A 12,704-nucleotide genomic window follows, 5' to 3' on the forward strand; every position below is an offset into this window, starting at 1 on the left:
CAAAACCAGCGGGTCACTTCGGCAACAAAGGCCTCAGGCGCTGCTGGGCGGCGAGGCAGATTTCCCGGCGCCGCGGGTTGTCGGCGCTGCCCCACTCGAGGATTTCACCAAGCAGGCGGCCACAGCCGAGGCAGCGGTCATCATCGTCCAGGCAGCACTGCCGGCGGCAGGGCGAGTCGACGACCTCAGAGTTCTTCGAACTCGAGCTGCTCACCGGACTGCTCCAGGGTGACACGGGCCAGCAGCTCGCCGAGCGGCTCTTCGCTGGTGTCGCAGATCCACAGCTTCTCGTTTTCGTCGTAGTCGAAGTGGAAGCCACCGGAACGTGCTGCGACCCACAACTGGCGAATCGGCTCCTGGCGGCTGAGGATGACCTGCGTGCCGTTCTCGAAACGGATGGTCAACACGCCAGCGGAATTCTCCAGATCGATATCCAGATCGCTGTCGTCGAAAATGTCTTCCACTGCTTCCTGGGCGGCATCGACCAGGTCATGGAAACGGGCTTCGCTCAAACTCATTACTGCGTCCTCGGCATCTGGTTACGCTTCGATGCGCCCGCTGCGGGCGCCGCGACTTCTCGTGAGACGCGCAGTTTACACACAGCTGCCGCTCAGGGCAGTGCTGCCGGATCGCTATGGCTCTGCCGGTAGGCGCCGGGGCTCTGCCCGGTCCAGCGGCGGAACGCCCGCGCCAGCGAGCCGGCCTCGCTGAAGCCGACCAGGAAGGCGATTTCCGCCAGCTCCAGTGCCGGGTCACGCAGGTAGTGCAACACCAGCTGTTCGCGAGTTTCGTCGAGCAGCTGGCTGAACGACAGCCCGGCCTCGCGCAGTCGACGCTGCAAGGTACGCGGGCTGAGCTGCAGGGTCTGCGCCAGCAGCTCCAGGTCGGCGCCGCGCTCGGGCAGCTGCAGCGCCAGCTCGCGGCGCGCACGGTCAAGCACGCTGCTGCCCTGGTTGAGTTCGCCGAGCATGCGGTCGGCATGGGCGTCGAGCAGCTGACGCAGCTGCGCATCGGCCTGGCCCAGCGGCGTGGCGAGCAGGCGCTTGGGGAACACCAGGGCATTGTCCGCCTGGTTGAACAGGATAGGGCAGCCGAAGATGCGTTCGTATTCGGAGAGGTTCGCCGGTGCCGGGTACTGGAAGCGCACCTCGGTTGGCGGAATCTTCAACCCGCTGATCCAGTGACCGAAGGTCAGCCAGCCGGCCAGGGTTTCCTCGGCGTGCAGGCGCTGGTGCTGAACCATCAGCGGGTGCCAGCTGTGCACCACCAAGGCCTCCATGCCCGGCCGCGGTGGTTCGTCGTCCAGTTCGACACGCCCCAGGTTGCCGACCAGCGAGGCGTAGCGCGCCTGGCGGTGCAACGCGTCGGAAAGCGTCGCGCAGCTCATCAGCAGGTAGCCGAGCACGCCGTAGTAGCCGGGGCGAATCGCCTCGCCGAGGTGTAGGCCGAGCTGCTCGTCGCCGGTCAGGCGCACACCTTCGGCGAGCAGCTCCAGGTAGGCCGTGGCGGCGATGCGCTGATCACGCTGGCTGAGTATGGCCGGGCTCAGTTGCACCTTGGCCAGCAGTTCACCGCTATCGATTCCCTGGTGACCGAGGTAATCCAGCAGTCCCTGCAGGTAGGCGACCGAGACAGAACTGGCAAGAGTGGCTTGGCTTTCCATCACAACTCCGTTTTTTATCCGCCATCCTAGCCGCAAGGCCCGCCGGACGGGAATCCCGGCGCATAGGCAAGCTGCCGGGGGGTGGGTATACTCCAGCCCATTCATGATTTTGCAAAGGAATTCACCATGAAGCGCCTGCTGCTGCCCTTCATCGCGCTGGTCGTACTCTCCGCCGCCCTCACCGGATGTGGCCAGAAAGGCCCGCTGTACCACCCGGACGACGAAAAAACGACTCAAGACCGCGACAGAGACGTCTTCCTCTAAGGGGGTTCCATGCAAGCCTTTACCAACCGCGACGGGCAACTGTTCGCGGAAGGCGTGTCGCTGTCCGCGCTCGCCGAGCGCTTCGGCACGCCCACGTACGTCTATTCGCGCGCCCATATCGAGGCGCAGTATCGCGCCTACGCCGACGCCCTGGCCGGCATGCCGCACCTGGTCTGCTTCGCCGTCAAAGCCAACTCCAACCTCGGCGTGCTCAACGTGCTCGCGCGCCTCGGTGCCGGCTTCGACATCGTCTCCCGTGGTGAACTGGAGCGCGCCCTGGCCGCCGGTGGCGAGCCGGGCAAGATCGTCTTCTCCGGTGTCGGCAAGACCCGTGACGACATGCGCCGCGCCCTGGAAGTTGGCGTGCACTGTTTCAACGTCGAGTCCACCGACGAGCTGGAGCGCCTGCAGCTGGTCGCTGCCGAGCTGGGCAAGACCGCGGCGATCTCGCTGCGCGTCAACCCAGACGTGGACGCCGGCACGCACCCGTACATTTCTACCGGGCTGAAGGAAAACAAGTTCGGCATCGCCATCGCCGACGCGCCGGCCGTGTACGCCCGCGCCGCTGCCCTGGCGAACCTTGAGGTGGTCGGTGTCGACTGCCACATCGGCTCGCAGCTGACCACCCTGCCGCCGTTCCTCGACGCCCTCGACCGCCTGCTGGCGCTGATCGACCAGCTCGCCGAGCAAGGCATCCAGATCAAGCACCTGGACCTCGGCGGCGGCCTCGGCGTGCAGTACCGCGACGAGCAGCCACCGCTGGCCGGCGAGTACATCGCCGCCGTGCGTGAGCGCATCGCGGGCCGCGACCTGGCCCTGGTCTTCGAGCCGGGCCGCTCGATCGTCGCCAACGCTGGCGTGCTGCTGACCCGCGTGGAATACCTCAAGCACACCGAGCACAAGGATTTCGCCATCGTCGATGCGGCGATGAACGACCTGATCCGCCCAGCCCTGTACCAGGCCTGGATGGACGTGGTGCCGGTGCAGCCGCGTGATGCCGCGCCGCGTACCTACGACATCGTCGGGCCAATCTGCGAGACCGGCGACTTTCTCGCCAAGGGCCGCGAGCTGGCCCTGGCCGAAGGCGACCTGCTGGCCGTGCGCTCGGCGGGCGCCTATGGTTTCGTCATGAGCTCGAACTACAACACCCGCGGGCGTGCCGCCGAAGTGCTGGTCGATGGCGAAGAGGCCTTCGAGGTCCGTCGCCGCGAAACCCTCGAAGAACTCTATGCCGGCGAAAGCCTGCTGCCACGGTGAGGTCGCAGCCATGCTTTTGCGCTTCACCAAGATGCACGGCCTCGGCAACGACTTCATGGTCCTCGACCTGATCAGCCAGCACGCGCACATCCAACCCAAGCACGCCAAGGCCTGGGGCGACCGAAACACCGGCGTCGGCTTCGATCAGCTGCTGATCGTCGAAGCTCCGAGCAGCCCGGACGTGGACTTCCGCTACCGCATCTTCAACGCCGATGGCTCGGAAGTGGAGCAATGCGGCAACGGCGCGCGCTGCTTCGCCCGCTTCGTCATCGACAAGCGCCTGACCGTGAAGAAGCAGATCCGCGTCGAGACCAAGGGCGGCCTCATCGAACTCAACCTGCGCCCCGACGGCCAGGTCACCGTCGACATGGGTCCACCGCGCCTGGTGCCGGCCGACATCCCGTTCCAGGCCGACGCCGAAGCCCTGAGCTACTCGGTCGAGGTCGACGGCCAGAGCGTCGAACTGGCCGCCGTGTCCATGGGCAACCCACACGCCGTGCTGCGCGTCGAGGATGTCGACAGCGCGCCGGTGCGCGAACTCGGGCCGAAGCTGGAACACCACCCGCGCTTTCCGCAGCGGGTCAACGTCGGCTTCCTCCAGGTGCTCGACCGCCAGCATGCACGCCTGCGCGTGTGGGAGCGCGGTGCCGGGGAGACCCAGGCCTGCGGCACCGGTGCCTGCGCCGCGGCCGTGGCAGCGATTCGCCAGGGCTGGATGGATTCGCCGCTGCAGCTGGAACTGCCCGGCGGCAAGCTGTGCATCGAGTGGGCAGGCCCAGGCCAGCCGGTTATGATGACCGGACCCGCCGTTCGCGTGTACGAAGGACAAGTCCGTCTATGAGTGACCAGCGCCAAGACCCGCCCGTGCAGCTCGACTCCGAAGCCGTCGCCGCCTACCTGCGCCAGCACCCGGAGTTCTTCGTCGACCACGACGAGCTGATCCCCGAGCTGCGCATTCCGCACCTGCCGGGCGAGGCCGTGTCGCTGGTCGAGCGCCAGGTCAAACTGCTGCGCGAGCGCAACATCGAGATGCGCCATCGCCTGTCGCAGCTGATGGACGTGGCGCGCGACAACGATCGCCTGTTCGACAAGACCCGCCGCCTGATCCTCGACCTGCTCGATGCGAGCAGCCTGGAAGAGGTCATCGGCGCGGTCGAGGACAGCCTGCGCCACGAGTTCCAGGTGCCCTTCGTCAGCCTCATCCTGTTCAGCGAAGCCTCGCTGGGCGTCGGTCGCTCGGTGACCAGCGCCGAAGCGCACCAGGCCGTCGGCGGCCTGCTCGGCGCTGGCAAAACCACTTGCGGTGTGCTGCGGCCCAACGAACTGGAATTCCTCTTCGGCAGCGAAGAATTTGCCCGGGTCGGTTCCGCCGCCGTGGTCTCGCTGACCCACCAGGGCCTGCACGGCGTGCTCGCCATCGGCAGCCCGGACCCGCAGCACTACAAGAGCTCGCTCGGCACCCTGTTCCTCGGCTACGTCGCCGAAGTCCTGGCCCGCGTCCTGCCGCGCTTCGCCGCACCGCTGCGCTCGGTACGCTGACACAGCGGGCCCTGCTCGCCAATCGCCACAGCGAGCAGCGCGCGCCTTCACCGAACCCTGAGAGGCCTCATGCAGCAGCAGCTCGATGCCTACCTCGAACACCTGCGCAGTGAGCGGCAGATGTCGCTGCACACCCTCGACGGTTACCGGCGCGATCTGCTGAAAATCCTCGCCCTCTGCGGCAAGGCCGAGATCGCCTCGTGGGTCGACCTCGACGGCCGCACACTGCGCAGCTTCGTCGCCCGCCTGCACGCCCAGGGCCAGGCCAGCCGCTCGCTGGCCCGCCTGCTCTCGGCAGTGCGCGGCCTGTACCAGTACCTCAACCGCGAAGGCCTGTGCCGTCACGATCCGGCCACCGGCCTGGCACCGCCCAAGCGCGAACGGCGCTTGCCGCGCACCCTCGATGCCGACCGCGCGCAGCAGCTGCTCGATGGTGCGGTGGAAAACGATTTCATCGCCCGCCGCGACCAGGCAATCCTCGAGCTGTTCTATTCCTCCGGCCTGCGCCTGGCCGAGCTGGTCAGCCTCGACCTCGACGGTCTGGACCTGCCCGCCGGCCTGGTGCGCGTGCGCGGCAAGGGCAACAAGGTGCGCGAGCTGCCAGTCGGCAGCAAGGCACGCGACGCCCTGCAACAGTGGCTGAGCCTGCGTGCGCTGAGCAACCCGGGCGATGGCGCGGTGTTCGTCAGCCAGCAGGGCCGCCGTCTCGGCCCGCGGGCGGTGCAATTGCGCGTGCGCCAGGCCGGTGTGCGCGAGCTCGGCCAGCACCTGCATCCGCACATGCTGCGCCACTCCTTTGCCAGCCACATGCTCGAGTCGTCGCAGGACCTGCGGGCGGTGCAGGAGCTGCTCGGGCACGCCGACATCGCCACCACGCAGATCTACACCCACCTGGATTTCCAGCACCTGGCCACCGTCTACGACCAGGCCCACCCCCGCGCCAGACGCAGTACGGAGAACGACGAATGAGCGTGCGCCTGATCACCTTCGACCTCGATGACACGCTGTGGGACGTCGCCCCGGTGATGCACAGTGCCGAAGCCACCCTGCGCGACTGGCTGGCACTGAATGCCGCGCAGCTGGGCCCGGTACCGGTCGAGCACCTGTGGGCGATCCGCAGCCGTCTGTTGCAGGCCGAGCCGACGCTCAAGCACCGCCTCAGCGAACTGCGTCGACGCATCCTTCTGCACGCCTTGCAGGACGCCGGCTACGCCCCGGCCGAATCCGCGCAGCTGGCCGAGGAGGGCTTCCAGGTGTTCCTCACCGCACGGCACGGCGTCGAGCTGTTTCCCGAGGTGCACCCGACCCTGGAACAGCTGGCCAATCACTTCATCCTCGGGGTGATCACCAACGGCAACGCCGACGTGCGTCGCCTGGGCTTGGCCGACTACTTCCAGTTCACCCTGTGCGCCGAGGAACTGGGCATCGGCAAGCCTGACCCGCATCCGTTCCAGACCGCCCTGCAACGCGCCGGCGTGCCTGCCGCCCAGGCCGTGCACATCGGCGACCACCCCAGCGACGACATCGCCGGTGCACAGGCAGCCGGCATGCGCGCGGTATGGTTCAATCCGCAGAGCAAATCCTGGGAAAACGAGCGCACACCGGATGCGCAGATCGCCAGCCTCGCCGAGTTGCCAGGCCTGCTGCGCGGCTGGCTGCACGACTGATCCGCAGGCATGAAAAAGCCCGCCGGATGGCGGGCTTTTTCTGCGACGGTCGAGCCTCAGATGGGGCGACTGCCGTACTTGCTGTCCGGCTTCTTGGGTGGGTCAGCAACCACGTTGGGTTCCACTTCCTGCACCTTGCCGCCACGCGCGAGGAAGTCTTCCATGGCTTGCGCCAGGGCATCGCGTTCCTTCTGCTTGGCTTCTATGCTCGGCAGCTCTTCGACTTCGACCGCTGCCTTGGCCTTCTTGCCAGGCTTGCCGGCAGGGGCGTCGGAATCGCCATCGTCCTCGACATCGGAATCGGCGTCGTCAGCTGTCGCCAGCTCCTCGCCCTCATCCTCATCACCAGCTTCCAGTTCGTCTTGTTCCAGTTCTTCGTCGCTCATGTTCTACCTCATGACGTGCGCAAAGCAGGTTAGTTATAGCCCAGCCACGTGCATTGCAAACACGCGTCCGGAAAAATTCACGAGGCCCGCCACTCGGGGCGGCACGGCCTCAATAGGTTTCACCCTGGAGGGTCGCCAGCACTTGTCGGACAGCTGCGCGATCCCGGTGTTCACCCAGATAAATACCTTGCCAGGTACCGAGCGCCAGACGGCCCGCACTGACCGGCAGACTGACCTGGCAGCCCAGCAGGCTGGACTTGAAGTGCGCGGGCAGATCGTCCGGCCCTTCGTAATCGTGCTCGTAGCCGCCCTCGCCTTGCGGCACTAGACGGTTGAAGAAGCGTTCGAAGTCACGCCGCACCGCACCATCGGCATTCTCGTTGATGGTCAGCGAGGCCGAGGTATGTTGCAGCCACAGGTGCAGCAGCCCGACACGGTAATCCGCCATCTCCGGTAGCGCGGCGACGATCTCGTCGCTCACCAGATGAAAACCGCGGGCTTTCGCGCGCAGGGTGATCAGCTGTTGCTGCCACATGGTGCGTACCTGCAACATCCCATTCGGGGCGCATTCTAGCGCGGCCGCAGAAAAAACAAAGGGCGCCGCAGCGCCCTTTTTCAACGCCGTGTGATCGGCTATTTACGGGTGAACTCCGGGTAGGCCTCCATGCCGCATTCGACGATGTCGACACCCTCGTATTCGTCCTCTTCGCTGACGCGCAGGCCCATGATCAGTTTGATCACACCCCAGACGATCAGGCTGGCTACAAAGACCCAGGCGAAGATGCACGCCGCCCCCATCAGCTGTGCGGAAAAGCTCGCACCGCTGTTGGTCAGCGGCACAGCCAACAGGCCCCAGATACCGCCGGTGCCATGGACTGAAATGGCGCCAACCGGGTCGTCGATCCGCAGCTTGTCGAGCATCAGGATGCTGAACACCACCAGTACGCCACCCACCGCACCGACCAGCACCGCCTGCACAGCGGTCGGTGTGCTCGGCTCGGCGGTGATCGACACCAGGCCAGCCAGCGCACCGTTGAGGATCATGGTCAGGTCGGCCTTGCCAAACAGAATGCGCGCTACCACCAGCGCAGCGAGCAGGCCACCGGCCGCCGCCAGGTTGGTGTTGGCGAACACGTTAGCCACCGCGTTGGCGTCTTCGATGCTGGTGATCTTCAGCTGCGAACCGCCGTTGAAGCCGAACCAGCCGAACCAGAGGATCAGCGTGCCGAGCGTGGCCAGCGGCAGGTTGGCACCTGGAATGGCATTGATCTGCCCCTGACTGCCGTACTTGCCCTTGCGCGCACCGAGCAGGATGACGCCTGCCAGAGCAGCTGTCGCACCGGCGAGGTGAACAATGCCGGAGCCGGCGAAGTCTTTGAAACCGGACTCCTTGAGGAAACCACCGCCCCAGGTCCAGTAGCCTTCGACCGGGTAGATGACGCCACACATCACCACCGCAAAAGCGAGGAACGCCCACAGCTTCATGCGCTCGGCCACGGCACCAGAGACGATCGACATGCAGGTTGCGGTGAACACGACCTGAAAGAAGAAGTCAGCCCGCTTCGAGTAGCCTGGCGCATCATCCCCACCCGCTGCGACCGCAGCAACGGCATGCTCATCACCGATGAGAAAGCCCAACGAAGGAATTGCCCCGCCGGCCTCACCGCCATACATCAGCTGATAACCAATCAGCAGGTACAACAGGGATGCCAGCGCATAGAGCACGATGTTCTTGGTAAGAATTTCCGCGGTGTTCTTGGCCCTGACCAGGCCGGATTCGAGCATGGCGAAACCAGCCGCCATCCACATCACCATGGCACCACAGATCAACAGGTAGAACGTGTCGAGTGCGTACTGCAAGGGAATCAGAGTCGCATTTTCCATGGGGTACTCCTTTGTACCTACGCCCCCTGCGCCGGCGTTGGCGCAGACATGAAAACGCCCGGCGAACCGGGCGTTTTTACTACCGCGTACAGCCTTACAGGTTGTAGCCGCGCTCGTTGTGCTCGGAGAGGTCCAGGCCAACGGCCTCGGATTCTTCGTTCACACGCAGACCCATCACCAGGTCCAGAACCTTGAGGATGATGTAGGTCAGCACAGTGGTGTAGACGATGGTGAACAGCACGCTTTCAGTCTGGATCCACAGCTGGCTGGCGATGCTCTCGAAGGAGCCGAAGCCGCCCAGCGCCGGGGAACCGAAGGCACCCACCAGGATTGCACCGACGATACCGCCGACACAGTGCACGCCGAAGACGTCCAGAGAGTCGTCGTAGCCCAGCTTGCGCTTGAGGCTGGTGGCGCAGAAGAAGCAGATCACGCCTGCAGCCAGACCGATGACCAGGGCGCCAACAGGGCCCACGGCGCCAGCGGCCGGGGTGATGGCGACCAGACCGGCAACCACACCGGAAGCGATGCCCAGGGCGCTCGGCTTACCGTGGGTGATCCACTCGGCGAACATCCAGGACAGGGCAGCGGCGGCGGTGGCGATCTGGGTAACCAGCATGGCCATACCGGCGGTGTCGTTGGCGGCGGCAGCGGAGCCGGCGTTGAAGCCGAACCAGCCGACCCACAGCATGGCAGCACCAATCAGGGTGTAACCCAGGTTGTGCGGAGCCATCGGGGTGGTCGGGTAGCCTTTGCGCTTGCCCAGCACCAGGCAGGCAACCAGGCCAGCGATACCGGCGTTGATGTGCACCACGGTACCACCAGCGAAGTCGATCACGCCTTCATCCCACAGGAACGCGCCGTCGCCGGACCAGACCATGTGGCACATGGGGGCGTAGACGATGGTGAACCAGATGGTCATGAAGATCAGCATCGCGGAGAACTTCATGCGCTCGGCGAAGGCACCGACGATCAGGGCCGGGGTGATGATGGCGAAGGTCATCTGGAAGGTGACGAACACGCTTTCCGGGAAGGCCGCGATCAGGCTTTCCTTGGTCAGGTTAGTGAGGAAGGCGTTGTTCAGGGTCCCGATGAAGGAGTTCAGGTTGGTAACACCCTTCTCCATGCCGGTGGTGTCGAAGGCCAGGCTGTAGCCGTAGGCGAACCACAGAATGCTCATCAGACCGGTGATGGCGAAGCACTGCATCATCACCGAAAGGATGTTCTTGGAACGGACCATGCCGCCGTAGAACAGCGCCAGGCCAGGGATGGTCATGAACAGCACCAGAGCGGTGGCGGTCAGCATCCAGGCGGTGTCGCCGGAGTTGAGGACAACCTCGTCAGCCATGGCCAGGCCAGGGGTTACGAGGGACAAAAGGGCTCCTAGCCCTGCGATCTTACGCAGAGTCATGTGTTTTTCTCCTGGGGCGTGTTGGGTTCGGAGGCTTAAACTGCGTCGGTGCCGGTCTCGCCGGTACGGATGCGGATGGCCTGTTCCAGATTGACTACGAAGATCTTGCCGTCACCGATCTTGCCGGTGTTGGCCGCCTTGGTGATCGCCTCGATGACACGGTCCAGCTGGTCGTCGGCAATCGCTACGTCGATCTTCACCTTCGGCAGGAAATCAACCACGTATTCCGCGCCGCGATACAACTCGGTGTGGCCCTTCTGACGACCGAAGCCTTTGACTTCGGTCACGGTGATGCCCTGCACGCCGATCTCGGACAGCGACTCGCGCACGTCGTCCAATTTGAACGGCTTGATGATGGCAGTGACTAGTTTCATGAAACTCTCTCCCGTATTTGGTGGACTTGCCCCAGGAAAAACGAACCCGGCCCAAGTCTAAGCGCAGTGTCTGGCTTTTGAAACGCATCGGCCGCCATGGCCCCGGCCGGTCCGATGCCAACCAACCGCATGCGGCAAGGCACTCCCCCGCCTCACCCTGCGCACCGGTACTGCATCGGTGCACGCGTCATCGGCAACTAAGCAGAAAGCTTGCCAGCTCTGACAAAAGCCCTTTTTTCATGCGCTTAGCCCTGCAAATGTAGTTGCCGAGAGAAATCCCGCCGCGCCATTGCACAAAAACGGTGCACACAAGAACCCCCGACTGTGCGAAAAGCGTGCGCGGGTGCACGCACAGCCGTGCACAGCTCGCAGTGCTACACTGCGCGCGCATTCAGTTCGCCGGAATTTTTCCCATGTTGCCGCCCAAAGCCCTGCTCGACGCCCTCAGTAGCCACGCCTCGCGCCTGTTCAACGGTGATACGCCATTGCCCCGCGGCGAGTTCGAAGCGCAGTTCAAGGCGCTGCTGCAGAGCGCCTTCAGCAAACTGGATCTGGTCAGCCGCGAGGAGTTCGACAGCCAGATGGCCGTGCTCAATCGCACCCGCGCGCGCCTCGAGGCACTGGAAGCCAAGGTCGCCGCGCTGGAAGCCCAACCGAGTCCGCCCCCAAGCGAGTAAGCCGCAGCGGGGCGGCATGTGATCAAGGAGTGATCCATGTCCCTAGCCATCGTCCACAGCCGCGCCCAGGTGGGTGTGGAAGCGCCCGCCGTGACAGTCGAGGCGCACCTGGCCAACGGCCTGCCGAGCATGGCCCTGGTCGGCCTGCCGGAAACCGCGGTGAAGGAGAGCAAGGACCGCGTGCGCAGCGCGATCCTCAACGCCGGGTTCGATTTTCCCCCGCGCAGGATCACCCTTAACCTGGCGCCAGCCGATCTCCCCAAAGATGGCGGACGCTTCGACCTGGCCATCGCCCTCGGCGTGCTCGCCGCCAGCGGCCAGGTGCCCGTCGACAGCCTCGAACAACTGGAATGTCTGGGTGAGCTGGCGCTCTCCGGCGCCGTGCGCTCGGTGCAGGGCGTACTACCCGCCGCCCTGGCCGCTCGCGCCGCCGGGCGCACGCTGATCGTGCCGAGAGCCAATGCCGAGGAAGCCTGCCTGGCTTCGGGCCTGACCGTGCTGGCGGTCGAGCATCTGCTGGAAGTAGCCGCGCACCTCAATGGCCACACACCGCTCACGCCTCATCAGGCCAGCGGCCTGCTGCGCGCCAGCCAGCCCTATCCCGACCTGTCCGATGTGCAGGGCCAGATGGCGGCCAAACGCGCGTTATTGATCGCCGCCAGTGGCGGGCACAACCTGCTGTTCAGCGGCCCACCCGGCACCGGCAAGACCCTGCTGGCCAGCCGTTTGCCGGGCCTGCTGCCGCCGCTGGATGAACAGGAAGCGCTGGAGGTCGCGGCGATCCAGTCGGTGGCCAGCCATGTACCACTCGCGCACTGGCCGCAGAGACCCTTCAGGCAACCTCATCACAGCGCGTCAGGACCGGCGCTGGTCGGTGGCGGCAGTCGCCCGCAACCCGGCGAAATCACCCTGGCCCATCAAGGCGTCTTGTTCCTCGACGAACTGCCCGAGTTCGATCGCAAGGTACTGGAGGTTCTCCGCGAGCCACTGGAATCAGGCTGCATCGTCATCGCCCGCGCCCGCGACAAAGTGCGTTTCCCCGCGCGCTTCCAACTGGTGGCGGCGATGAATCCGTGCCCCTGCGGCTACCTCGGCGACCCCAGCGGGCGCTGCCGTTGCACCCCGGACCAGATCCAGCGCTATCGCGGCAAGCTCTCCGGGCCATTGCTCGACCGCATCGACCTGCACCTGACCGTCGCCCGCGAAACCACCTCGCTGCAGCCCGATCCAGTGCCAGGCGAAAACAGCGCCACCGTCGCCCGCCAGGTCGCGGCGGCGCGCTTGCGCCAGGTGCAGCGTCAGGGCTGTGCCAATGCTTTTCTCGACCTTGCCGGCCTGCGCCAGCACTGTGTGCTGAGCAAGGACGACCAGCACTGGCTGGAACACGCCTGCGAACGCCTCAACCTGTCGCTGCGCGCGGCCCACCGCCTGCTCAAGGTGGCGCGCACCCTGGCCGACCTCGAACAGGCGCCGCACATCGCGCGCGCGCATGTGGCCGAAGCCCTGCAATACCGGCCCGCACAGAGCGGCTAAGCGGCGTCAACCAATCAACAAAACTATCAGGGGCAATATCAAGCAAGAA

At 65.3% G+C, this 12,704-nt stretch carries 16 protein-coding genes; 8 read left to right on the forward strand and 8 right to left on the reverse strand.

All coding sequences use genetic code 11. The features are described 5' to 3' along the window. Positions 1-13: 13 nt before the first annotated feature. From IB229_RS08880 to IB229_RS08890, 3 genes are all read right to left on the reverse strand, one after another. On the reverse strand, positions 14-214 hold the full coding sequence (locus IB229_RS08880; RefSeq protein ID WP_192327127.1) for a DUF1289 domain-containing protein: 201 nt from the start codon (positions 212-214) through the stop codon (positions 14-16). Continuing rightward, on the reverse strand, positions 186-518 hold the full coding sequence (gene cyaY, locus IB229_RS08885) for an iron donor protein CyaY (RefSeq protein ID WP_192327130.1): 333 nt from the start codon (positions 516-518) through the stop codon (positions 186-188). Before cyaY ends, IB229_RS08880 begins: the two co-directional genes overlap by 29 nt. 92 nt (positions 519-610) lie before the next feature. Beyond that, entirely contained in the window at positions 611-1,663 is a 1,053-nt protein-coding gene (locus IB229_RS08890; protein ID WP_192327133.1) for an AraC family transcriptional regulator, read from the reverse strand. A gap of 126 nt (positions 1,664-1,789) precedes the next feature. Here IB229_RS08890 and lptM point away from each other — a divergent pair, with 126 nt between their 5' ends. The 6 genes from lptM (at position 1,790) to IB229_RS08920 (ending at position 6,390) form a co-directional block, all read left to right on the forward strand. Beyond that, complete coding sequence (gene lptM / locus IB229_RS08895) at positions 1,790-1,927, forward strand: LPS translocon maturation chaperone LptM (protein WP_192327136.1); 138 nt, start codon at positions 1,790-1,792, stop codon at positions 1,925-1,927. A gap of 9 nt (positions 1,928-1,936) precedes the next feature. Then, the gene (gene lysA, locus IB229_RS08900; RefSeq protein WP_192327140.1) at positions 1,937-3,184 is read left to right on the forward strand and encodes a diaminopimelate decarboxylase; all 1,248 of its coding nucleotides are present in this window, start codon (positions 1,937-1,939) and stop codon (positions 3,182-3,184) included. A 10-nt stretch (positions 3,185-3,194) separates the two neighbouring features. After that, on the forward strand, positions 3,195-4,025 hold the full coding sequence (gene dapF, locus IB229_RS08905; RefSeq protein WP_192327143.1) for a diaminopimelate epimerase: 831 nt from the start codon (positions 3,195-3,197) through the stop codon (positions 4,023-4,025). Next, a complete protein-coding gene (locus IB229_RS08910) occupies positions 4,022-4,723 on the forward strand; it encodes a DUF484 family protein (protein WP_192327146.1) in 702 nt (233 codons plus the stop codon). The genes dapF and IB229_RS08910 overlap by 4 nt, the downstream gene beginning before the upstream one ends. A 69-nt stretch (positions 4,724-4,792) precedes the next feature. Beyond that, a complete protein-coding gene (xerC, locus tag IB229_RS08915; protein ID WP_192327149.1) occupies positions 4,793-5,692 on the forward strand; it encodes a tyrosine recombinase XerC in 900 nt (299 codons plus the stop codon). Continuing rightward, positions 5,689-6,390, forward strand: coding sequence for an HAD family hydrolase (locus tag IB229_RS08920; RefSeq protein WP_192327152.1), 702 nt, complete (start codon positions 5,689-5,691; stop codon positions 6,388-6,390). Before xerC ends, IB229_RS08920 begins: the two co-directional genes overlap by 4 nt. A 56-nt stretch (positions 6,391-6,446) precedes the next feature. On the opposite strand, the gene sutA is transcribed toward IB229_RS08920, so the two are convergent. The 5 genes from sutA to glnK form a co-directional block, all read right to left on the reverse strand. Then, entirely contained in the window at positions 6,447-6,776 is a 330-nt protein-coding gene (gene sutA, locus IB229_RS08925) for a transcriptional regulator SutA (protein WP_192327155.1), read from the reverse strand. A 109-nt stretch (positions 6,777-6,885) separates the two neighbouring features. Next, complete coding sequence (locus IB229_RS08930) at positions 6,886-7,311, reverse strand: secondary thiamine-phosphate synthase enzyme YjbQ (RefSeq protein WP_192327158.1); 426 nt, start codon at positions 7,309-7,311, stop codon at positions 6,886-6,888. A 98-nt stretch (positions 7,312-7,409) separates the two neighbouring features. Then, entirely contained in the window at positions 7,410-8,660 is a 1,251-nt protein-coding gene (gene amt, locus IB229_RS08935; protein ID WP_192327161.1) for an ammonium transporter, read from the reverse strand. Between the two features lie 94 nt (positions 8,661-8,754). Further along, positions 8,755-10,071: an ammonium transporter gene (locus IB229_RS08940; protein ID WP_192327164.1), complete on the reverse strand. Its 1,317-nt coding sequence runs from the start codon at positions 10,069-10,071 to the stop codon at positions 8,755-8,757. 35 nt (positions 10,072-10,106) lie between these two features. Next, positions 10,107-10,445, reverse strand: a complete 339-nt coding sequence (gene glnK / locus IB229_RS08945) for a P-II family nitrogen regulator (protein ID WP_021700071.1) — start codon at positions 10,443-10,445, stop codon at positions 10,107-10,109. A gap of 413 nt (positions 10,446-10,858) precedes the next feature. Here glnK and IB229_RS08950 point away from each other — a divergent pair, with 413 nt between their 5' ends. Beyond that, positions 10,859-11,122, forward strand: a complete 264-nt coding sequence (locus IB229_RS08950) for an accessory factor UbiK family protein (protein WP_192327167.1) — start codon at positions 10,859-10,861, stop codon at positions 11,120-11,122. Between the two features lie 36 nt (positions 11,123-11,158). Then, on the forward strand, positions 11,159-12,655 hold the full coding sequence (locus IB229_RS08955) for a YifB family Mg chelatase-like AAA ATPase (protein ID WP_192327170.1): 1,497 nt from the start codon (positions 11,159-11,161) through the stop codon (positions 12,653-12,655). The last annotated feature ends 49 nt before the right edge of the window (positions 12,656-12,704 follow it).

Source organism: Pseudomonas sp. PDM14 (genome assembly GCF_014851905.1).
In the GTDB taxonomy this organism is placed as follows: domain Bacteria; phylum Pseudomonadota; class Gammaproteobacteria; order Pseudomonadales; family Pseudomonadaceae; genus Aquipseudomonas.

Excerpts from the sequence above, each read along its gene's own strand:
- IB229_RS08920 (WP_192327152.1), top strand. The coding sequence starts at position 5,689 with ATGAGCGTGCGCCTGATCACCTTCGACCTCGATGACACGCTGTGGGAC.
- IB229_RS08940 (WP_192327164.1), bottom strand. The coding sequence starts at position 10,071 with ATGACTCTGCGTAAGATCGCAGGGCTAGGAGCCCTTTTGTCCCTCGTA.
- sutA (WP_192327155.1), bottom strand. The coding sequence starts at position 6,776 with ATGAGCGACGAAGAACTGGAACAAGACGAACTGGAAGCTGGTGATGAG.
- IB229_RS08930 (WP_192327158.1), bottom strand. The coding sequence starts at position 7,311 with ATGTGGCAGCAACAGCTGATCACCCTGCGCGCGAAAGCCCGCGGTTTT.
- IB229_RS08910 (WP_192327146.1), top strand. The coding sequence starts at position 4,022 with ATGAGTGACCAGCGCCAAGACCCGCCCGTGCAGCTCGACTCCGAAGCC.
- amt (WP_192327161.1), bottom strand. The coding sequence starts at position 8,660 with ATGGAAAATGCGACTCTGATTCCCTTGCAGTACGCACTCGACACGTTC.
- glnK (WP_021700071.1), bottom strand. The coding sequence starts at position 10,445 with ATGAAACTAGTCACTGCCATCATCAAGCCGTTCAAATTGGACGACGTG.
- cyaY (WP_192327130.1), bottom strand. The coding sequence starts at position 518 with ATGAGTTTGAGCGAAGCCCGTTTCCATGACCTGGTCGATGCCGCCCAG.
- lptM (WP_192327136.1), top strand. The coding sequence starts at position 1,790 with ATGAAGCGCCTGCTGCTGCCCTTCATCGCGCTGGTCGTACTCTCCGCC.
- lysA (WP_192327140.1), top strand. The coding sequence starts at position 1,937 with ATGCAAGCCTTTACCAACCGCGACGGGCAACTGTTCGCGGAAGGCGTG.
- dapF (WP_192327143.1), top strand. The coding sequence starts at position 3,195 with ATGCTTTTGCGCTTCACCAAGATGCACGGCCTCGGCAACGACTTCATG.
- xerC (WP_192327149.1), top strand. The coding sequence starts at position 4,793 with ATGCAGCAGCAGCTCGATGCCTACCTCGAACACCTGCGCAGTGAGCGG.
- IB229_RS08955 (WP_192327170.1), top strand. The coding sequence starts at position 11,159 with ATGTCCCTAGCCATCGTCCACAGCCGCGCCCAGGTGGGTGTGGAAGCG.
- IB229_RS08890 (WP_192327133.1), bottom strand. The coding sequence starts at position 1,663 with ATGGAAAGCCAAGCCACTCTTGCCAGTTCTGTCTCGGTCGCCTACCTG.
- IB229_RS08950 (WP_192327167.1), top strand. The coding sequence starts at position 10,859 with ATGTTGCCGCCCAAAGCCCTGCTCGACGCCCTCAGTAGCCACGCCTCG.